Genomic DNA, 19733 nt, shown 5'->3' with positions numbered 1-19733 from the left:
CCCCACCACACTGAAGAGAGGGATGCGGCAGCGCGGGTCACACCAACGGCTACCACCAAACCTACCCCGAACACAGACGTTCACCCCGCCCCGACCCCACCATCCACCCGCGCGAGCCCTCCTACAACGCCGGCAGCCCGCTGCTGCGGCCCGCCCCCTGCCGAACCGAGGCACCGCCGCCACCACAGCGCCCATCCGACCCAGGGCCGCGGCGGCACCGCGCACACCGCGGGGCGCGGCGCTCCAGCAGGACGACCTCACGCCACGTGCCGTGATGGCGGCCGATGCGCTCGCGGGTGCCGATGACGCGGAAGCCGGCGCGCCGGTGCAGGGCGAGGCCGGCGGCGTTCTCGGGGAAGATCCCGGACTGGATGGTCCAGATCCCGGCGGCCTCGGTCGAGGCGATCAGGGCGTCCAGGAGTACGCGGGCGACGCCGCGGCCGCGGGCGTCGGGGTGGACGTATACGGAGTGCTCGACCACGCCCGCGTATGCGCACCGGTCCGGAACGGCGCTCGCGGCCACCCACCCCAGCACGGTGCCGCCGTCGCCGGGCGACGAAGCAGTGCCGGGGCAGCCAGCCCTTGTCGAAGGCCTCCCAGGCGGGAGCCCGGGTTTCGAAGGTGGCGTTGCCCTCGTCGATTCCCGCCTGGTAGACGGCGAGAACCTGCTTGGCGTGCTCGGGCAGGAGCGCTTCGGTCCGCACCCGGTCACCTTCGCAGCGCCGGACAGGAGCGCGCCTATGGCGGGGAGAGGGACGGCGGGCTCGACCCGGTCACCCGGGTTCCGCGGCGCTCGGAGGACAGCAGTCCGGCCTCCTTGAGTTTCTTGATTGGATGAACATCCATGTGGCCGCCTATCGAAACAGGCGCACGTCACGAGCGAGCCCACCACCGAACTCCCGTCGCCGTGATCGGGGCCAGCCCCGTCGGCCTGGCTGCCGCCGCCCACCTCCGCGAGCGGGGTTTGGACTTCCTCGTCCTCGAAGCCAGCCCCCACACCGGGACCGCGACCCGCGAGTGGGCGCACGTGCGGCTTCTCCACCTGGGGCGAGGTCGTCGACCCCGCCGCCGAAAAGCTCCTCGCACCGACCGGCTGGGTGAAGCCCGACCCGGCCACCTACCCCACCGGCGGCGACTGGGCCGCCCTGTACCTCCAGCCCCTCGCCGACACCCTCGGCAAGCCCACCGCCGTCATGGCTCCGGAGCCTCCGCCTTCAGCGCCCTCGCGCACCTCGCCAGGGCCGACGACGGTACCGGCACGCACGCCACTTGGATCCTGCGCCGCGGAATCTCCGGCTCCGCCTTGGGCGGCGAAGCCGACCAGCTGCCCGCCCGCGGCGCCCTGTGCCTGGCAGCGAAGGCCGCGGTGGACGGCGGCTACGCCGACGCGGTCACCGGGCCCTCCGCCTCAGCCAGGTCACCGGCTGGGGCATCGTCTACTACGCCGTCCCCGTCCTCAACCCGGCCATCACCGCCGAGACCGGTTGGAGCACCGGTGTGACCGCCGCGGCGTTCCCCGCCGGCCTCATCATCTCCGCGGTCGCAGGGATCTGCATGGGGCGCACCCTGGATCGCCGCGGGCCCCGCACCGTCATGACGGCAGGCTCCGCCCTGGGTGCCTGAGCCTGGTGGTGACAGCCGCAGCCCCCGGCATGCCCGTGTGCTTCGCCGGGTGGCTCCTCGCCGGAACGGCGATGGCCGCCAGTCTCTACCAGCCCGCCTTCGCTGCCCTCACCCGCTCGCGGGCATCCTCGGGCCCTGACCATCCCGGCGCACGCGATCGCGCTGAAGCCCCCATGGGCCGTCGGCTCCGCCAGCCCGCCGCACGTCACCGGCGGCCACCAGGGCTTGGCGCGCACCCGGGCGTTCTGGCTGCCAGCCGTCAGCTTCTCGGGGCCGTCGCGGGCCCGTACGCCCTGCTCGTTGGCGTATCGGGTCTTGCCGGAGTGGTCCGAGGCGATCTCACCCTCCTCCAGGCCACCGCCGTCACCGACCGTAGGGGCACCACGCACTACGGCCGTCTCTCCGGACTCCTCGGCGCTCCAGCCCACGCAGCCGCCGCCCTCGGAGCGCGCGCTACCGGCCGCCACGGCAACTCGAAGGGCCCAGCCGTGCTCCCACGGCGTCCCGGACCTCAAGACGCCGGCGATGCGGCCGACCGTCGCGCGGGGTCCTGGAGCTCGCAGGCGAGGGCGGTGAGCCGGGCACGGCTGGGATCGGTGCGGGTGCCGCCGGCGGTGAGGTGCATCGCGGGACTCGTGCACGCGACGGCGAGGTTGCAGCGCTCCAGCCATCGCTGCGGAATGAGGGCAGGGGCGAGGGCGGTGGCGCGGTCAGTCGGCGGCCGCCTGGAGTGCATGAGGCGACGGTGAGGGCCTGCTTCGCTCGTCGCCTGGACCCCGCTGCCGGAAGGCGGCCCGATAGGCGTGGGGGGAGGTTCCGGTGCGGCGGGCGAAGTGGTGGCGCAGGGTCGCCGGTGAGCCGAAGCCGGTGCGGTCGGCGAGCAGCGTGATGGGCAGGTCGGTGGTCTCCAGCAGCAGCCGGGCGCGGTCGATGCGGGCGCTCAGGAGCCATTGCAGCGGGGTTGCTCCGGTCTGTGCCCGGAACTGGCGGTTGAGCGTTCGGACACTGATCTTGGCGTGGCCGGCGATCTCGGCCAGGGTGAGGGGGCGGTCGAGGCGGCCTTCCATCCACTGCATGACGGGCTGCAGGGCGGCCGGATCGGTCGGGGGTGTGGGGCGCTCGATGTACTGGGCCTGGCCGCCGTCGCGCTGGAGGGGCATGACGATGCGCCGGGCGGTGGCGGCCGCCTGCGCCGCGCCGAGGTCGTGGCGCACCAGGTGCAGACACAGGTCGAGCCCGGCGGCCACCCCGGCCGAAGTGAGCAGACGGCCGTGGTCGACGAACAGCACGGCGGGATCGACGAGGATGCGCGGATGGCGGCGGGCAAGCTCGTCGGCGTACTGCCAGTGTGTCGTGGCGCGGTATCCGTCGAGCAGACCGGTGGCGGCCAGGGTGAAGGCGCCGACGCATACCGCTGCCAGGCGCGCCCCCCGCGCCGCCGCCTGCCGCAGCGCCTCGACGACGGCAGGGGGCGGGGGTGCCAGGAAGCCGGCGTGGGCGGGGATGACGACGGTGTCGGCATCGGCGAGGCCATCGAGGCCGTACGGGGTGCCGATCCGGAAGGCGCCGTGCTCGGGGGAGGTCGTTGCCCTGCGGCCGGGAGCACAGACCCGGAGTTCGTAGTGCGGGGTGGCGGCGGCCTCGTTGGCCGTGCCGAAGACCTGCCCGGGGGTGGACAGTTCGAAGGGGACGACGCCGTCCAGTGCGAGTACGGCCACCTTGATGGTCATGGCCAGAATTTAGCGCATGACGGCATTGCGGCCGCTCGCCGGGCGGCGCGGAGGGCCGCAGGATCGAGAGGGTTCCCCGCTGTCACACATGAGGAGTTACTGCGATGGCTGTCGCCCTGCCTGCCGTCTACGACGCATTCGACCTGCCCCGCACGGAGCTTGCCGCCCAAGCCCTGCGCCATGCCGAGGAGGTGGAACCCGAGGTCATCTTCCGCCACAGCGTCCGCAGCTATCTCTTCGCACGGGCGCTTGCGGACCACGACGGCATGACGGCGGGAGCGGACTTCGACGACGAGCTGGTGTTCCTGAGCTGTGTCCTGCATGACCTGGGGCTGTCCGAAGAGGGCAACGGACACCAGCGGTTCGAAGTCGACGGTGCGGACCTGGCAGCGCGGTTCCTTCGCGAGCACGGTACCGATGAGGATGCGGTGACGGTGGTATGGGACGCCATCGCCCTGCACACGTCGGAGGGCATTGCCTCCCGCAAGGGGCCGGAAGTCGCACTGGCCCATGCAGGCATCACGGTGGACGTTCTGGGCCGGGGCAAGGAGAGCCTCCCCGAGGGCTTCGCCGACCGCGTGCACGCCGCGTTCCCGCGCACTGATCTCGCCTACGAGATAACGGGCCTGATCACCCGCCAGGCGCTGGCCAACCCCGCGAAGGCCGGCCCGCTCAGCTTCCCCGGCCAGCTCCTGCGCCGCCACCTGCCGCCCGGCGCGCTGCCCGACTGGTACGACCTGATCGCCGAGGCCGGCTGGGGCGACCGGCCGCCTGCGCACCCGGGCACTCCCGCCGCCTGACGGCACCACGCCCTCGGCCCGATGCCACGGTGCCCAGTGCGGTCGCGGGCCGGAAACGACAAAGGCAAGGAGAGCACTCTCCTTGCCACCCTCAACTTATAGCGCACCCCGGGGCTTGCCGCAAGGCCCCGGGCAGGGCGCAGAATCACTGCCCAAGCCATGACCGCCCAGGAGGCAGCGCAGTGAACCAGCAGTACGTGTGGAGCCTTCACGAAGTGGACGAGACCCGGGCCGCGACCGTCGGCGGCAAGGCCGCGCACCTGGGCACACTGTCGCGCATCGAGGGGATCCGCGTACCGGCGGGCTTCTGCGTGACGACCGAGGCCTTCCGGCGGATCGTCGCGCAGGCGCCCCCGGTCGGCGACCTGCTCGATCGGTTGTCGCACGCGGACCCGGACGACCGGGAAGCCGTCCGCACGCTCAGCGCGCAGATCCGCCGGGCCATCGAGGAAACCGCGGTCCCGGACGACGTGGCGGCGGCGATCACCCGCGCCCTCGCCCGCTCCGGCGAAGGGACCGCCTATGCCGTCCGGTCCAGCGCCACGGCCGAGGACCTGCCGACAGCCTCCTTCGCCGGCCAGCACGACACGTACCTCAACGTCGTCGGGCCGACGGCGGTCCTCCGGCACATCAGCCGGTGCTGGGCCTCGCTGTTCACCGAGCGCGCGGTGGCCTACCGCCGTCGCAACGGCATCGACCACCGTACGGTCCACATGGCCGTGGTCGTGCAGCACATGGCCTTCCCGAAGGCGTCCGGCGTCCTGTTCACGGCCGACCCCGTCACCGGCAACCGGAAGGCCGCCACCATCGACGCCGGATTCGGCCTCGGCGAGGCACTGGTCTCCGGCCTGGTGAACCCGGACGTCCTCACCGTGCGCGACGGCAGGGTCGTCGCCAGGAAGACCGCCGCCAAGCAGCGCATCCTGACCGCCCGGCCGGCCGGCGGCACGCACGAGGTGGCGGTCCGCCCGCAGCAGCAGGAGCAGCCGGCGCTGACGGACGCGCAGGCGCTGCGGCTGGTCGAGCTCGGACGGCGGATCGAAGCGCACTTCGGCCGCCCCCAGGACATCGAGTGGTGCCTGGTGGACGACGGCTTCCGGATCGTGCAGAGCCGGCCGATCACGACGCTGTTCCCCGTCCCGCAGAGCGACGACCGGGACAACCGCGTCTACGTCTCCGTCGGCCACGCGCAGATGATGACGGACGCCATGAAACCGCTGGGGTTCTCCATGTGGCAGCTGACGGCCATGGTGCCGATGCACGAGGCCGGCGGGCGGCTCTTCGTGGACGTCACCCGGCGCCTGGCCTCGCCCGCGGGCCGGGCTGCCCTGCTTGATGCCCTCGGCAAGGGCGACCCGCTGGTCAGGGACGCTGTGGAGACGGTCCTCGACCGCGACGGCTTCGTTCCCCCGCTCCCCCAACCGGTCCCGGGAGCCGGCGGGCCGCATCCCGGCGGTGGCGGTGCGCCCGAGCCCATCGAGACCGATCCGGCCATCGTCGCCGAGCTGATCGAACGCAGCCGGGCCTCCCTCGCCGCCCTGGAACGCGACATCCGGACGAAGAGCGGACCGGCGCTGTTCGACTTCCTGCCGGAAGCCTTCGAGGAGCACAAGCGCCTCCTGAGCGATCCCCTGAGCATCCAGGTGATCATGGCGGGCATGGAGGCCACGTGGTGGCTCAACGACAAGCTGGAGGAGTGGCTGGGAGAGAAGAACGCCGCCGACACGCTGACGCTGTCCGCCCCCGGCAACGTCACCTCGCAGATGGGGCTGGCCCTCCTCGACGTCGCGGACGTCGTCCGCCCGCTGCCGGAGGTGGTGTCGTACCTGCATGACGTGCAGGACGAGGGCTTCCTGGACCAGCTGGCGAAACTCCCGGGAGGGCCCGAGGCCCGCGATGCCATCGAGGCCTACCTGGACCGGTACGGCATGCGCTGCGTCGGCGAGATCGACATCACCAGGCCGCGCTGGCGCGAACGCCCCGCCACGCTGGTCCCCGTGATCCTCGACCACGTGCGCACCTTTGAACGGGGTGCCGCCGAACGCCGCTTCGAGCTGGGCCGGCAGAAGGCGCACCGGAAGGAACAGGACGTGCTGGCACGCCTGCGCGCTCTGCCGGACGGTGACCGCAAGGCCGACGAGACGCAGCGGATGATCGACCGGGTCCGCACCTTCATCGGGTACCGGGAGTACCCCAAGTACGCCATCGTCAGCCGCTACTTCGTCTACAAGCAAGCTCTGATGAAGGAGGCCGAACGCCTCGTGGAGGCGGGCGTGCTCGGCGAGCCGGAGGACGTCTTCCACCTCACCTTCCAGGAGCTCGACGACGTCGTGCGCTCCGGTCGGCCGGTCGACCCGCGGCTCGTGCGGCAGCGCAAGGAGGTGTTCCGGGCGCACCAGGCGCTCACCCCGCCCCGGGTGCTGACCTCGGAGGGCGAGGCCCTCACCGGGTCCTACCGACGGGAGGGCGTCCCGGCCGGTGCGCTGGCCGGCGTGGCGGTCTCGGCCGGGACGGTCGAGGGGCGGGCCCGGGTCGTCCTCGACATGGCGGATGCCGATCTCGAACCGGGCGACATCCTGGTCACGGCCTTCACCGATCCCAGCTGGTCGCCGCTGTTCGTCCGGATCGCGGGCCTGGTGACCGAGGTGGGCGGCCTGATGACCCACGGCGCGGTGATCGCCCGGGAGTACGGGCTGCCGGCCGTCGTCGGCGTGGAGCGGGCCACCCGCCTGATCCGGGACGGCCAGCGGATCCGCGTGCACGGCACCGACGGGTACATCGAGATCCTCCCCTGACGGGGTCCCGTCGGGCGAACCGGTGGGGCCGGCTGCGGGGCTGTGTGCGCAAGTGCACGGTGCGGCTCCGGCCGCCGGGGGGGCGCGGCGGGGCCCCACTACGACAGCCGGAGAGTTCAGCCGGAGGGTATCCGCCGCCCCATCGGCTGCCGGTACGCCGACGTCCTGCGCCGGGGGCGGTACGGGACGGCCCGTGACCCGCGGCCTGGGCAGGCCGCCCTTCGGGGGCGGCTTGCCCCCGGGGGCGCGCCTGCACCTCTGCTTCTGCTTCAGCAGGGTGCGAGACTCCTCGAAGTCGAGGACCCCGTCGTGGTTGGCGTCGGCCGCCGTGGCCTTCTTGGCCTCTTCGGCAAGGTGCCCCTGTGCGCCCTCGGCCTTGAACCCTCCGCCGGTTCGATGATGTTGATCCGCCCGTCGCCGTCCGTGTCGATGCGATCCAACAGCGCCCTGAGCTCGGCCTCGTTCACGACGTACCCCTTTCACGTGCACAGGCGTTGAAGGCCCACATGCGCCGCTAGCCTGCCCTGCCACACCATCGACGCCGTGCTTGCCGCCGCCCGGCGCCGTCTGCCACCGCACCGGCCGGGGGCAAGGCGCGCCCCTGGCGGGCAGCTCGACCGGACTCCCCTGCAGCGGCGCGGCAGCGGTGTGGCGGCAGCCCGCTTCCTCCCGCTACAGCGGGCAGTCGGGAAGCGGGTCGGTTCCGCTGTAGATGTGTCGCACAGCGCCAACGTCGCCCGACAACCCGCACACATCCTGGCCCCACGCCCGCCGCGCGGGTGGCGTCCGCCGTGGATGCGGTCGCAAACTCGGTCGTGGAGCGGGTCCATCCGGCCCGCGCACGGCTGAGGACCCGGGCCGTCGACGGACACGCCCTCGCCGCCCGGTTGCGGGCGCCCCGGCGGATCGGCAGCCCCGGGACCAGGCCACATGCGGTCCTGGCCGACAAGGCGTATGCACCCCGGGGACCGCCACCGTCTTGTGATGCCGAGGAAGCGACCTCAGGCGCGCTCGAGGTCGGTGAGGGTGGTGCGCAGCCAGGCGAGTTCCGCCTGGCTCGTCGCGCGGGCGATCGTGAGGATGCCTTGGCGGAAGCGGTCGTCGAGGTCCTCCGCGCGCAGAGGGTGCTCGCCGGCGTAGAAGAAGCTCGCTGGTTCCTCCAGGAAGGCGAGGCGGCGGCGCAGGACGGCCGCTTGGGCTGCCGAGTCGTCGAGGAAGCGGAGGAAGGCAAGGAGGGTGAACCAGCGGTTCTCGTCGGTGATGTCGGGTCCCTCGGCCTCTGCGAGGCGGCGCCGGAGTTCGTCCCGGCCGGCCGGGGTGAGCGTGAGGACCTGCCGCGGCGCGGCGGCCGGGCCGGGCTGCACCTCCCTGACCAGCAGACCGGCCTTCTCCAGGCGCTTGATCGCGGGGTACAGCGTGGACTCGCCGACCGGGCGTACGTGGCCGGTGAGGGCGGTGATGTGTTTGCGCAGCTGGTAGCCGTGCAGCGGGGTCTCGTAGAGGAAACCGAGGATGGAGAGTTCCAGCATGGCGTCATCTTGCCTCATGTCCCTGCACACCCTTCGCAGTACCCCGGCGGCGCTATACTGCGTTGACGTAGTACTGTGGATGCGAGGTACCGAGAGGGCTGCTGCGAGGACGTGGCAGGGAGAGGGGTGGACGGTGCGCGAGGCTCCGTTCAATGAGCAGGGCAGTGTCATCCGGTGGACCGAGTCGGCCGGCGAGGGGCCGGCGGTGGTGTTCGTACACGGCTTGGGGGCCGCCTCCACCGTGTATCACGCCCACATTGCAGGTCGGAGTGAACTGGGGGGCCGGCGGATGCTGTTCGTCGACCTGCCCGGGCACGGCATCAGCGACCGGCCCGCCGGCTTCGGCTACCGCCTGGAGGACCACGCGGACGCCCTGGCCGGGGCTCTCGACGCAGCCGGGATACACGGTGGCGTGGTCGCCGGGCACAGCATGGGCGGCGCGGTCGCCATCGTCCTCGCCCACCGCAGGCCGGACCTGGTGGGGCGACTCGTCGTCACCGAAGGCAACCTCGACCCGTTCCCGCCGCCGACGGCGGGCAGCAGCGGCATCGCCTCCTACACGGAGGAGGAGTTCGTACAGGGCGGTGGGTTCGCCCGCGTGCTGGAGCGCGTCGGACCCACCTGGGCGGCGACCATGCGGCTCTCGGACCCGCTTGCCCTGCACCGCTCCGCCACCCATCTGGTGCGGGGAAGCCGCCCCCTGATGCGGGAGATGCTGCAGGCCGCCCGCATACCACGCACCTACCTGCAGGGCGAGCTGAGCGGTGATGTGGTCGGCGCGGACGGACTGCGGGCGGCGGGCGTGGACGTCGTGACCATTCCCGGAGCCGGTCACAACGTCATGTTCGACGCGCCGACCGCATTCGCACGCGCCGTCGCGGCGGCGCCGTAAGGCGGCCCTCCAGGGGTGCGCCGGAGCACAGGGGTCGACGGGAGTTCCGGCCCGGGCACCGCAGCCGGGCGGGTGGGGCTACTCGGCAGCCTCGGCGCAGGTCACCTTCGCGAACTTCGAGGTGACGGTGTACGTGTCGTTGGGGACGCCGGTGAACTCGAAGGACCCGTCCTGGATGGTGTGCGTGGTGTCCACGACGGTGCCGGAGGAGTTCTTCAACGTGACCGTCTCCGCCACCTGGAAGCCCCTGCCGGACACGCCGTAAGTCGTTCCCGGGCCCTTGGCCACGGTGCACTTGATCGCGGCCTCCTCGTCCGAGACGAACTTCGGGCAGGTCGCCCTGGCCCTTCCGAGATGAAGCAGTCGACGCGGGGTGCGGCGCGTTCCGCTGGGCGGGCCGTCGTTACGGTGACGGCTGTCCACCCGCCGAACGCCACAGCAACCGCCACCGCGGTGGACAGGGTCTTCGTTCGCATGAGCTGTGCCTTCGCTCGGCTGGGGGCACCCGCTTCACCCGACGAGGTCCCGGCCGCGCACGCCCCGCATGCCTCTCGGAGGAGTCGCGGCGGTGAACGTGTCCTCTCAGCGGCACGCCTCAGCGCCGCCGCGATGCCCAGGGCCCGGCGTTGCGCCGGTTGTGGTTGCGGAGCAGGCGTCTTCAGCCTCGGCGCGAGGAAGTGGAGGGGAGTTGCTGACGGTACGTGGAGTTGGTGAACACCCGTCCCCACGGGCGGCCTCCAGCCGCTCCCCACTACTCCACCGGCCAGGGCAGGCCGCACGTGGGCGTGGTCGGCGACGCCGGAGAGGGCCGACACCGAGGCGTATCGGCGGCAGGCGCCCCGGCCTGGCCTTGCACACGACTGACCTGCCCGTCGCGGGCGGACGCGAGGCTTCCGGCGCCCGCGGGTCCGCGGGGAGCGCGCGGGTCCGCGGGGAACGCGCGGGCGCACCGCATACCGCTCACCGCTTGGCCAGACGCAGCCCGCCTACCTCCACGACCGGGGCCGCCCAGTTGCCGCCGACGATACGCACCTGCGTCCGGCAGCAGCCCGGACCGCACGCGGCCTCGCCCTCACGGTCGAGCCGTACGTGGACCGACGTCGACATCCGCGCACTCCAAAACGCACGGCCCGTCGTATTCCGGCACGAAGACGGTGGGGTCCGCCAACGCGAACGTCCCCATCAGCCCGGCGACCTCGATCGCGAGCGCCGATCACAGCACGGCACGGAGCCGGCGACTCATCGCACGTTCCCCCGCCGAAAAGCCGTGCCACCCCGTTCCGGCGTGCGCGCCGGGAGTCGCATGGCAGTCCAAGGCCTCATGCCGAGTGGCGGTAGACACCGATTGCCGCCGCCTCGGGGTTCAGGAAGACGCCCCGACGATGTCGCGGATTGCGCAGGTGACCGTGCGGGGCTGGTAGAGGTAGATGTCGTGGCCGCTGCGGGTGTTCGTGACGTGCGCGCGGGCGCCGAGGGCCGTGCTCAGCCGTTGCTGGGAGGCCAGCCAGTCCTCGAACGTGACCTGTTCGCCCTTCCTGGCCTCGGCGGGCAGGAGGTCGACACGCCACGGCTTGTCCGCGGACAGTACCACCGCCGGGACGGCCGGCGGCGGGCCGGTCGCGTTGATCTTCCTGAAGGCGTCGAGGAGGCGCACGCCCTCCCGGGACTGCTGTGATGTCTTCGCGTTGGAGGCGTCCCAGTTCTTCACGGCTCCGGGGCTTGCCACCTCGGCGATGCGCTCCGTGACGGTGTCGACCATCACCAGGCCCGCGACGTTCTGCGGATGGGTACGGGCGTAGAGGGTGGCGATCAGGCCGCCGTACGAGTGCGCCACGAGCACGTAGGGCCCCGGCTCGCCGAGGGACGTGAGCAGCGCGCCGAGGTCGTGCACGTCGGCGTCGACGGTGTGGGGCTGGGGCCTGGGGGTGGATATGTCAGTGCCGGTGGTGCGGACGTCGGGGCGGTCGTAGGTGCAGACGCGGGTGAAGCGGGAGACCTGGGAGAACACCGAGTCGTCGCTGCGGCGTATGCCGGTGTTGCGCCACGGCAGGTCGTCGCCGGGTGCGGCGTGCGCGGGGTCGGCCGGGTCCAGGACCGACATCCAGTCGTCGGCGCCGTTGCCCTTGCCGGCGATGAGGACCACGGTCGGGGAGCCGCCTTGGCTTTGGCCCTTGCAGGTCGCGTAGATCTTGCGGCCCCCGCCGATGTCGACGAGGCCGTTGACGTCGCGCCCGGCGGGCCTGGCGCTCGCCGTCGGCGAGGGTGAAGCGGGGTCGGTGTGCGCCGCGACGGTGACGGAGGCGGCCGTGAGGCCGGTCAGCACGCACGGCAGCAGCAGGCAGCCGACGACTGCGCCGCCGCGGACGCGGCGGGTGTGGGGCGGGCACCAGGGCATGGGAGCCTCCCGGAGCCGGAGGGGCGGGCCGAGGGCAAGGGCGGCCGGATGTTTTCCGGTTCCATGGTCCTCCCCCACCGTGCGCGGTGCACTCCGCGGGCCGGAGGAGCAGGGCGCCGAGGGGCGGAGTCCTGCTCGGGGTCAGGTTGTGGGGCGCAGGCCCGCCAGGAGGCGGTCGAGGGCCTGTTCGGCGGCTTCGGCGTCTCCGCCCTGCGCGATCCAGAGCGCGGCCTCGTTCATTGCACCGGAGAGGAGGCGGGTCAGGGGCTCCACCGGCTGGTCGGCGATGACGCCGGCGGAGGCGAGTGCCGTCAGGGCTTCCGCGAGGTGGCGGGCGGAGGCCTCCTCGTCCATGGCCCGCCACTCGTCCCATCCGAGCACGGTGGGCGCGTCCAGCAGGAGGATCTGCCGTACAGCCGGGTCGGTGCCCGCGGACAGGAAGGCGCGGCAGCCGGCCCGGAGCTGCTGCCAGAGGTCCTCGTGCTGTTCGGCTGCGCTCGCGACCCGCTCGCCGAGTTCCTGCTGCACCTCCCTCACGACGGCCCGGAAGAGCCCGGCTTTGCTGTCGAAGTGGTGGTAGGCGGCGCCCTTGGTGACGCCTGCGGCCCGCGCCACTTCGGCCAGTACGACGTGGTGGTAGCCGGCGGCGGCGAACTGCTGTCGCCCCTCCGCCAGCAGTGCACGCCGCGTGGACGCCCGCTGTTCCGCTCGGCTGACCGCCATCGATGGACACCGCCCTTCCCGTTTCACATACCGAGGGTATGCTAGCGGCATGACTCACATACCCGGGGTATGTGAAATGGAGATGGGAGACCCACTGCCATGACGGACGAACGCACCACCGTGCCCGCGGTCAAGCTGGGCGGCTTCTACCCGGTGCTCGCCACCCGGGACGTGGCGGCCGCCCGCGACTTCTACACGCGCCACTTCGGGTTCGAGGTGACCTTCGCGGCGGACTGGTACGTCAGCCTGCGCCGCCCCGACGCACCGCAGTACGAGCTGGCGCTCCTCGACCACACCCACCCGACCATCCCGGAGGGCCATCGGGTCGCACTCCAGGGCGGCCTGCTGTTGAACTTCGAAGTGGACGACGTCGACTCCGAGTACCGGCGGCTCGTGGCCGAGGCCGGCCTCCCGGAAGTGCTGCCGCTGCGCACCGAGGACTTCGGCCAGCGGCACTTCATCACCGCCGCGCCGGACGGTGTGCTGATCGACGTCATCACCGTCGTGCCGCCCAGCGGGGAGTACGCGGCCCAGTACACCGGCGTCTGACGGGCGGGCGTACGCTCGCCGTGCCATCTGCCACTGCTTCGGCATCATTGGCGGAGCAGTGGCCGTGGCGGCGGAGCACGCCGGGCGGAACGGGGTGCACGGCGCCCCGCGCATCGACTTCGAGAGCCCGTGAAACCGGACCGGTGCAACGAGCCGACACAGAAGCGCAGCTGCGTGGAGGTCTCCGGAGGGCCGAGCTGATGTTCCGCAACCACGAGGAACCCGACGTGATCGTCGTCGCGGTCGCGCCGGTGGGCGCGAAGGTCGAAGTGGACCGGGCCGAGGAGGTCTTTGACGCCGAGGCGGCCCCGCCCCGGGCCGGTGGCAGGCTGCACGGGTGCGTCCTGGATGCGACGCGTGAACCGTTCCCGCGATGGAGCGCTCTGCGGGACGGCATCGCCATCGCGCGGCGCCTGCGGGAGGACGCCTGAGGTTCGGCCGAGCCACCGCGCGGATCAGGCCGCGCAGAGTGGGGCAGGGGGCGGCACGGGAGCCCCCTGAGGCGCCTTCCTTCACGGATCCGTTCTGTGATGTCGTACCGAAGTGGCTCGGTCGCGCTCTGCCGGGTGGCCCGAAGTGCCGTCACCTTCGAAGGGGAGACAAGTCGAGCGAAAGGTACGCCTTGGCAACATCCGCAACGCCCTCACCGCGCAACACGTTGACCGCCTGGCAGGGCCGGATACTGCTCCGCTTCGCCGCACTCGTGCAAGGCAGACTGGCCCGCCACCCCTTCCGGCCGGATGTGGCGCTGCGCAACGCCTCCATGCGGGCGGCACACAGGTGCGGGGTGCCCAAATCCGACCTGATCCGCGCCACAGGACTGACGGGCCAGACCGTCACCAAAGCCCTGGCCGGCAAACCCGCACCCGAGTAGCCGCCCATCGAAGCCCGAGCAGTGCCGCCTCTGCTCGGGCTCCTCGGATTCGGGCGCCGTGGACACGGACAGACCTCGGGCGTGCCCGCCCGGCACTCGGCATGAGCCCATCGCAGAAGTCAGCCGCCCCCGCCTGCGGCGGACGGCACCGACTGCCAGTCGGGCTGCGTGTTGCGCACCCCGTCCCTCGGCCCGCTCGTGATCCGCACCTCTGCCGTTCCATCCAGTCGCCTGGTGTAGATGTCGGCGTTTCCCAGCCGGTTCCAGGAGGTGAAGACGATCCAGGCGCCGTCCGGTGAGAAGGCCGGCTGCCACTCCTCCGACACGTCGTTCGTGACGCGTTCCTGCCCGGTGCCGTCGGTGTTCATCACATAAATGTCTGTGTTTCCGCTCCGATTGCTTTGGAACGCGATCTTCTTTCCGTCAGGGGAGAAGGCGGGCCAGGAATCGCTTGCAGGGCTCGTGGTGAGCCTGCGCAGGTCCAGGCCGCTGCATCCCATGATGAATATGTCGCGATTTCCACTGCTTCGCTTGCTGGAGAACGCGATTTTGCACTCGGTCGGCGACCAGGCGGGTTCCGTGTCCAGTTCCGGATCGAAGGTGAGTTGCATCGCGAGGCGGGCGCTTTCCGGGTCCAGCCGGTAGACCTCGTGGTTGAACGGCTCTCGCGCGGACACGTCGCGGGTGCTGGTGAAAACGATGGTCTGCCGGGGCCGGGAGAAGCCGGGGGCGAAGGAGGGCTGGAACTCGCCCGAAGCTTCCTCCGTTATCCTCGCCTCCTCCGTGCCGTCGGCATTCATGGTGAAGACGTCCCAGTTGTCGTCGCGCAGGCTCGCGAAAGCGATCTTGCTGCCGTCGGATGAAAAGACGGGGTCCCGGTCGGGCACCGAGTTGTGGGTGAGCTGCCGGAGCGATGCGACGTCCTCGCGCGTCCTGCCGGCGTTCATGGTGTAGATCTCGTCGTCGCCATCGCGGTCACTGACAAACACGATCTTCCCGTTGGTCCCGGGGAAGGCCTCCGTGACCGCCGCCGAATGCGACGCCCATGGTGCGAGCATGATGACGGCCAGCGCGCCGATCATCGGGTAGCGTGACCGCGGCTTCATGGTCACCATCTCCACGTCCTGCCTGCCACTTCCGAGGCTACCCCGGTGCTGTCGGCCGCGCCCGCCCCGACCGCATGGCCGCATCGGAGCAGAGTTCGCCTGCTGCGGCTCGGACAGCGTCATCCCTCGCCCGCGCGGCCGGCCTCGGCATCAGCCGGGTGGGCCTCTGTGCCGTACTCGTCCCGGCTTGCTGAGGCCGCCGGTGGTGATGGAGCCGCAGCCGTGCCCGGACTCGGCGACGGCGGTCGCGCTCACCTGCAGGCGCGGGTCCGGGCGCTTTCTCACCGTGTGGTACGTCGCGGGTGGTGCTCCCCCGCGCCTGCGGGGGAGCACCACGTGATGCGGCCGCGGCCCGCCGTCAGCGGTTTTCGCGGATGTCGGCTTCGGCGCGCGGGGCGGTGACGTCGTGCTGTGCGGCGGACGGCACCGCCGAGCGGGCGGTCGGGCCCGCCGAGGTGGTCTTCTTGCCGCAGAAGGCCGCTTCGAGGGTGCCGCCGAGGGCGGTGTTCGCGGCGCCGCGGTTGGACGTGTTCGCCATCGCGCTGAGGCTGCGGCGGCCGTCGCGGGTGGTGAACGCGTAGGTGTAGAAGCCCTGGACGGTGCCGGTGTGCCCGTACACGGAGGTGCCGCACGTGAGGTCGTAGCGGCGCAGGCCCAGGCCGTAGAAGCGGGTGTTCGTCGCGTCGGTCGGGGCCATGGTGAGCATGGCGTCCAGCATGTCCGCGCGCAGCAGCCGGCCGCGGAGCAGGGCGGACATGAAGGTGGAGAGGTCGGCCTCGTTCGAGATCATCGCGCCGGCGGACTGGGCCCAGGAGGCGGTCTGCTCTGTGGAGTCGACGAGGGGCGCGCCCTCTTCGTCGGGGTGCAGGTAGCCGCGGGCGTGGCGGCCCTTGATGGCCGTCGACGGGTGGACGTACGAGGTGTTCTTGAGCTTCAGGGGCTTGATAATGCGCTGCTCGTACGCCTTGGCGACGGGCTTGCCGGTCAGCTTCTCGATGAGCATGCCGACCACGACGAAGTTGGTGTTCGAGTAGCGGTAGGCGGCGCCGGGCTCGGTCGTCCGGGGCTCGCTCAGCGAGAGGTCGACGAGCTCCTGGTAGGTGAAGACGCGGTGGCGGACGGACTCGAAGCCGGGGACGGTCCGCTCGAACATGGCGTTCGTGTAGTCCGCCAGCCCGCTGCGGTGGCTGAGCAGGTGGCGCACGGTGATCCGGTCGTCGGGCAGCACGCCGGGCAGGTGGGCGGTGACCGGGTCGTCCAGGCGTATCTTGCCCTCCGCGGCGAGCTGGAGCAGGACAACGGTGGAGAACGTCTTGGTGACGCTGCCGATACGGAAGCGGGACGCGGGATCCATGGCGTCGCCCGTGGTCCGGTCCTGGACCCCCTCGGTGCGGTGCTGGACGCCGCCGGGGCCGGTGTAGCGGGCCATGGCGCCCGGCGCGCCGGCGGCGAGGGTGTTGCGCAGTGCCTGCGAGATCCCCTCCAGGTCCGGGGCGGGTGCGGGCGCCGCCGCCGGGCGTGCGGGGGCGGGCGGGGCGGCCACTGCGGCGGACACCGGGGTCACCGTCATGGCGACGGCGAGTGCGGCGGCACCGAGAGTGAGGCGTCGGTCGATGGTCAGGCGCACGGTTCTCCTCAACTGGTTGTCAAAGGGGGCCGGTTCGCAGGTGGACCGGCCCCGGGCGCCGAGCCTACTCAAGATCGACAAAAGGTGCGCCATCCGGCCCGGGCCTACCGCCGCCGTGCCGGGCGGGCGGGGCAGGCTCTCTCGGCCAGGCGGGGTGGCCCCCTCCCCCGGGTCACCCACGTGGCGTAGTCGCGCGCGCAGCCGGCCACCCGCGTGCGGTCGCTCTGGAAATGACCCGAAAGGGCTCATCCCGAGAGGAGCAGGCCATGCGCGTCCGACGACGGACAGCGCGTCTGCTGCAGCACCGGCTGCCGGCCAGGGACGCCCGGGTCGCCGGCCCCCGCCGACGGCCCGGGGCGGTGCTCCGGGCCGGTGTGCGCAGGAACGCTCGCCGGGGCGCGCGGGGTGTACGGAAAAGAGACCGGTTCGCGGAGAGGGCGGGGCGGCGCTGCGGCGGGGCATGCAGGATGCCTGCGCATGTGTCCCGCCGGCGCCGTATCCGCGGAGGCTCGATGGACCGTTCGCCACAGCCGTTGCCCCCGCCCGAAGCGGGCCGGGCGGCAGCCGGGGGGCCATGGGCGCCGCCCGGCCCGCCGACGCCGGACGCTCCGGCCGCGGCGCCGTCGCCGCGGGAGGAGTTCGCCGCCGGACTGACCCGCCTGCGGGAGGAGGCCGGCCTGACGGTGCGGGTGCTCGCCGCCCGGGTGGAGTCGCCCGGCGCGCACACCACGATCGGCGGCTGGCTGGCCGGGCAGAGCCTGCCGTCGCTGGGTTCGCTGCCGCTGTTCCGGCGGGTGCTGGAGGAGCTCGGCGTCACGGATCCCGCCGATGCCGGCCGCTGGCTGGAGCGGCTGGCCGACCTGCGCCGGTCCCGCACCCCGCGGGCGGCCCGGGGCGTCGTCCCGTACCGGGGGCTCGCCCGGTTCGAGGAGCACCACGCGGAATGGTTCTTCGGCCGGGACCGGATGCGGGACGCGGTCGTGGAGCGGCTCCTCGCCGACGGGCCGGATCTCCCGCACCTCCTGGTCGGCGCCTCCGGTTCGGGCAAGTCGTCGCTGCTGCGGGCCGGGGTGCTGCCGGTGCTGCGGGCCGCGCACGGGTTCGTGCCCTGCCTGCCGGCCCCGGGGCGGGCTCCGGCTTCGGAACTGGTCCGGGCCGTACGCGCTGTGACGGGCGGAGCAGACGCGGTGCCCGACGACCCGGCCGGGCTCACCGGGCACCTGCGGGACTGGGCGGAACGCCGGGACGTCCGGGTGCTGGTGGCCGTGGACCAGTTCGAGGAGGTCTTCACGGTCTGCCGGGAGCCCGCCGAACGGGAGCGGTTCCTGGCCCTTCTGGCCGCGCTCCCCTGCCCCCGCGTCCACGTCCTGGGCGCGCTGCGCGCCGACTTCTACGCGCAGGCCCTCCAGGAGCCCGCCCTGGCGGCGGCCCTGCAGCGCGGCCAGATCGTCGTCGGGGCACTCACCGCCGAGGAGATCCGCAGCGCGGTGCACGGGCCGGCCGCAAGGGCCGGGCTCGCCGTCGACGAGGGCTTCGCGGACCTGTTGGCCGCCGACCTGCGGGACTCCGGTGCGGGAGGGCTGCCGCTGCTCTCGCACGCCCTGCTGTCCACCTGGGAGCGGGGCCGCGGCAGTGTCCTGGCCATCGCCGACTACCGGGCGGGCGGCGGGATGTCGGCCGCGGTCTCGGCGAGCGCGGAGGAGGCGTACGCGGCGCTCAGCGAGAGCCGGCGTGCCCTGGCCCGGACCCTGTTCCTGCGTATGGTGACGGTCGGGGACGGGGTCCCCGACACCGCCGGGTGCTGCCGCTGCCCGGCCCCTCCTCCCCCGCCGGCGACTGGTGCGGTGCGCGCGCCGAGGAGGTGTACGAGGTGCTGGAGTGCTTCGTCGACCGGCGCCTGGTCGGGTTGGACGGCGACGGCGCCCGGATCACGCACGAGGCGCTCCTGACGGCCTGGCCCCGTCTGCACGGCTGGATCGAGGCCGACCGCGCCGGGCACCTGGTGTGGCAGGACCTGGCGCGTGACGCGGAGCGCTGGTGGTCGGCGGAGCGGGAGCCCTCGCTGCTGTACCGCGGTACCCGGCTGGCGCTGGCCGCCCGGTGGGCCGAGCAGGGCGGCCACGCGCGGGAACTGACCGGCGTGGAGGAAGAGTTCCTGGCCGCGGGCCGGTCCGCCGCTGACCGGTCCCGGCAGCTACGTGTACGCGCTCGCGTTCGCCCCGGACGGCGCGACCCTGGCCGCGGCGAGCACCGACAGCACCGTCTGGCTGTGGGACACCTCCGGCACCGGGCGCGCCGGGGCGCGGCCACCGCAGGCGCGGGCCGTCCTGAACGGCCTCGGCGGCAAGGGGTACGCCGTCGCGTACAGCCCGGATGGGCGCTCGCTGGCGGCCGGCGGCTCGGCCCCGGCGGCCGTGGTGTGGAGCACGGGCGCGGAGGACGCCGCCCGGCACGTCTGCGAGCGGGCCGGCTCGCCGATCACCCGGGCCGAGTGGGCGTCGCTGCTGCCCGGGCTGCCGTACGCGCCGCCCTGCCCCTGACGCCCGGGGGCTGTACGGGGTTGTACGGAGCGGCGTCCGGACCCGTCCGGCCTGCGGCGGAGCCCTTCCGCCGGGCGGGTCCGGCCGGGCTTGCTGGTGGGGCGCCGCCGGGTCGCCCGACAGGGCCCGGGCGGCGGTTCCGACCTCCACGACGCGAAGGAGAACCACCATGCGACGCTTCACCGACAGCCTGCGGAACCGGACGGCGCTCGCGGCGGCCGCCGCGGGCCTGGCCCTGACCGGCGTCCTCGCCGGCGGCGGCGCGGCGGAGGCCGCCGTCAGCTACATCTGGTCCAACAGCGGCGGGGCGAACGTCCGCTCCTGCGCCAACACCGGCTGCGGCTCGTACGGCTACCTCGGCAACGGCACCGGGGTCAGCATGAAGTGCCGGCTGGACAGCCAGTGGGTGTACCCGCCGAGCTCGAACTACGCCTCGAACCGCTGGTTCCGGGTCGCCAGCCCGGTGGGCACCGGGTACGTGCACTCGTCGCTGGTCGCCGCCCAGACGTCCGTGCCGCACTGCTGACCGGCGGGCGCGGGCCGCATACGG

Annotated in this window: 19 protein-coding genes and 4 pseudogenes; 12 read left to right on the top strand and 11 right to left on the bottom strand. The window is 72.7% G+C overall.

Annotated features, from left to right (window positions below):
• Nucleotides 1-229 precede the first annotated feature (229 nt).
• Both C0216_RS15590 and C0216_RS34400 read right to left on the bottom strand, forming a co-directional pair.
• Nucleotides 230-704: pseudogene (locus C0216_RS15590) on the bottom strand (N-acetyltransferase family protein); the annotation flags it as partial.
• An 8-nt stretch (nucleotides 705-712) separates the two neighbouring features.
• A pseudogene (locus tag C0216_RS34400) lies at nucleotides 713-837 on the bottom strand (transcriptional regulator); the annotation flags it as partial.
• A 7-nt stretch (nucleotides 838-844) separates the two neighbouring features.
• On the opposite strand from C0216_RS34400, the pseudogene C0216_RS15580 reads away from it, so the two are divergent.
• A pseudogene (locus C0216_RS15580) lies at nucleotides 845-1399 on the top strand (NAD(P)-binding protein); the annotation flags it as partial.
• Complete coding sequence (locus C0216_RS35355) at nucleotides 1345-1623, top strand: MFS transporter (RefSeq protein ID WP_162793079.1); 279 nt, start codon at nucleotides 1345-1347, stop codon at nucleotides 1621-1623. The pseudogene C0216_RS15580 and the gene C0216_RS35355, both read left to right, overlap by 55 nt.
• Before the next feature lie 511 nt (nucleotides 1624-2134).
• Here the strand turns inward: C0216_RS35355 and C0216_RS33495 are convergent.
• Nucleotides 2135-2359, bottom strand: a complete 225-nt coding sequence (locus C0216_RS33495; RefSeq protein WP_162793220.1) for a hypothetical protein — start codon at nucleotides 2357-2359, stop codon at nucleotides 2135-2137.
• Nucleotides 2334-3353: a GlxA family transcriptional regulator gene (locus C0216_RS15570; RefSeq protein ID WP_114055876.1), complete on the bottom strand. Its 1020-nt coding sequence runs from the start codon at nucleotides 3351-3353 to the stop codon at nucleotides 2334-2336. The genes C0216_RS33495 and C0216_RS15570 overlap by 26 nt, the downstream gene beginning before the upstream one ends.
• 104 nt (nucleotides 3354-3457) lie before the next feature.
• Between C0216_RS15570 and C0216_RS15565 the strand changes: the two genes are divergently transcribed.
• Together C0216_RS15565 and rph are read left to right on the top strand one after the other, a co-directional pair.
• Complete coding sequence (locus C0216_RS15565; RefSeq protein WP_114055875.1) at nucleotides 3458-4153, top strand: HD domain-containing protein; 696 nt, start codon at nucleotides 3458-3460, stop codon at nucleotides 4151-4153.
• A 182-nt stretch (nucleotides 4154-4335) separates the two neighbouring features.
• On the top strand, nucleotides 4336-6948 hold the full coding sequence (gene rph / locus C0216_RS15560) for a rifamycin-inactivating phosphotransferase (RefSeq protein WP_114055874.1): 2613 nt from the start codon (nucleotides 4336-4338) through the stop codon (nucleotides 6946-6948).
• A gap of 1001 nt (nucleotides 6949-7949) precedes the next feature.
• Here rph and C0216_RS15550 read toward each other — a convergent pair.
• A complete protein-coding gene (locus tag C0216_RS15550) occupies nucleotides 7950-8477 on the bottom strand; it encodes a PadR family transcriptional regulator (RefSeq protein ID WP_114055872.1) in 528 nt (175 codons plus the stop codon).
• A gap of 133 nt (nucleotides 8478-8610) precedes the next feature.
• Between C0216_RS15550 and C0216_RS15545 the strand changes: the two genes are divergently transcribed.
• Nucleotides 8611-9369, top strand: coding sequence for an alpha/beta fold hydrolase (locus C0216_RS15545; protein WP_114055871.1), 759 nt, complete (start codon nucleotides 8611-8613; stop codon nucleotides 9367-9369).
• Between the two features lie 78 nt (nucleotides 9370-9447).
• On the opposite strand, the gene C0216_RS15540 is transcribed toward C0216_RS15545, so the two are convergent.
• The 4 genes from C0216_RS15540 to C0216_RS15530 all read right to left on the bottom strand — a co-directional run bounded on the left by C0216_RS15540 (nucleotide 9448) and on the right by C0216_RS15530 (nucleotide 12487).
• A complete protein-coding gene (locus tag C0216_RS15540) occupies nucleotides 9448-9627 on the bottom strand; it encodes a hypothetical protein (RefSeq protein WP_114055870.1) in 180 nt (59 codons plus the stop codon).
• A 702-nt stretch (nucleotides 9628-10329) separates the two neighbouring features.
• A complete protein-coding gene (locus C0216_RS33490) occupies nucleotides 10330-10476 on the bottom strand; it encodes a hypothetical protein (RefSeq protein WP_162793219.1) in 147 nt (48 codons plus the stop codon).
• 256 nt (nucleotides 10477-10732) lie between these two features.
• Nucleotides 10733-11764, bottom strand: coding sequence for an alpha/beta fold hydrolase (locus C0216_RS15535; protein ID WP_114055869.1), 1032 nt, complete (start codon nucleotides 11762-11764; stop codon nucleotides 10733-10735).
• Nucleotides 11765-11905: 141 nt separating this feature from the next.
• A complete protein-coding gene (locus C0216_RS15530) occupies nucleotides 11906-12487 on the bottom strand; it encodes a TetR/AcrR family transcriptional regulator (protein ID WP_114055868.1) in 582 nt (193 codons plus the stop codon).
• A gap of 99 nt (nucleotides 12488-12586) precedes the next feature.
• On the opposite strand from C0216_RS15530, the gene C0216_RS15525 reads away from it, so the two are divergent.
• The 3 genes from C0216_RS15525 to C0216_RS33485 all read left to right on the top strand — a co-directional run bounded on the left by C0216_RS15525 (nucleotide 12587) and on the right by C0216_RS33485 (nucleotide 13910).
• On the top strand, nucleotides 12587-13036 hold the full coding sequence (locus tag C0216_RS15525) for a VOC family protein (RefSeq protein ID WP_114055867.1): 450 nt from the start codon (nucleotides 12587-12589) through the stop codon (nucleotides 13034-13036).
• A gap of 200 nt (nucleotides 13037-13236) precedes the next feature.
• Nucleotides 13237-13467, top strand: a complete 231-nt coding sequence (locus C0216_RS15520; protein WP_246042558.1) for a hypothetical protein — start codon at nucleotides 13237-13239, stop codon at nucleotides 13465-13467.
• 191 nt (nucleotides 13468-13658) lie between these two features.
• Nucleotides 13659-13910: a hypothetical protein gene (locus C0216_RS33485; RefSeq protein WP_162793218.1), complete on the top strand. Its 252-nt coding sequence runs from the start codon at nucleotides 13659-13661 to the stop codon at nucleotides 13908-13910.
• A gap of 119 nt (nucleotides 13911-14029) precedes the next feature.
• On the opposite strand, the gene C0216_RS15515 is transcribed toward C0216_RS33485, so the two are convergent.
• Nucleotides 14030-15025, bottom strand: coding sequence for a DPP IV N-terminal domain-containing protein (locus C0216_RS15515; protein ID WP_162793217.1), 996 nt, complete (start codon nucleotides 15023-15025; stop codon nucleotides 14030-14032).
• Nucleotides 15026-15374: 349 nt separating this feature from the next.
• The gene (locus tag C0216_RS15510) at nucleotides 15375-16586 is read right to left on the bottom strand and encodes a serine hydrolase domain-containing protein (RefSeq protein ID WP_114058689.1); all 1212 of its coding nucleotides are present in this window, start codon (nucleotides 16584-16586) and stop codon (nucleotides 15375-15377) included.
• A gap of 569 nt (nucleotides 16587-17155) precedes the next feature.
• Here C0216_RS15510 and C0216_RS15505 point away from each other — a divergent pair.
• The 4 genes and pseudogenes from C0216_RS15505 (at nucleotide 17156) to C0216_RS15495 (ending at nucleotide 19709) form a co-directional block, all read left to right on the top strand.
• Nucleotides 17156-18592 (top strand): hypothetical protein, encoded by a 1437-nt coding sequence (locus tag C0216_RS15505; RefSeq protein ID WP_162793216.1) that lies wholly within the window; start codon nucleotides 17156-17158, stop codon nucleotides 18590-18592.
• Nucleotides 18550-18642, top strand: a pseudogene (locus C0216_RS35350) (hypothetical protein); the annotation flags it as partial. The gene C0216_RS15505 and the pseudogene C0216_RS35350, both read left to right, overlap by 43 nt.
• Before the next feature lie 178 nt (nucleotides 18643-18820).
• Complete coding sequence (locus C0216_RS15500; RefSeq protein WP_114055864.1) at nucleotides 18821-19183, top strand: WD40 repeat domain-containing protein; 363 nt, start codon at nucleotides 18821-18823, stop codon at nucleotides 19181-19183.
• Between the two features lie 169 nt (nucleotides 19184-19352).
• The gene (locus C0216_RS15495; RefSeq protein ID WP_114055863.1) at nucleotides 19353-19709 is read left to right on the top strand and encodes a hypothetical protein; all 357 of its coding nucleotides are present in this window, start codon (nucleotides 19353-19355) and stop codon (nucleotides 19707-19709) included.
• Nucleotides 19710-19733 lie beyond the last annotated feature (24 nt).

Source organism: Streptomyces globosus, from assembly GCF_003325375.1.
Taxonomy (GTDB): domain Bacteria; phylum Actinomycetota; class Actinomycetes; order Streptomycetales; family Streptomycetaceae; genus Streptomyces; species Streptomyces globosus_A.
The sequence above is the reverse complement of the archived record's forward strand: the minus strand, read 5'-3'. Positions and strand labels throughout refer to the sequence as shown.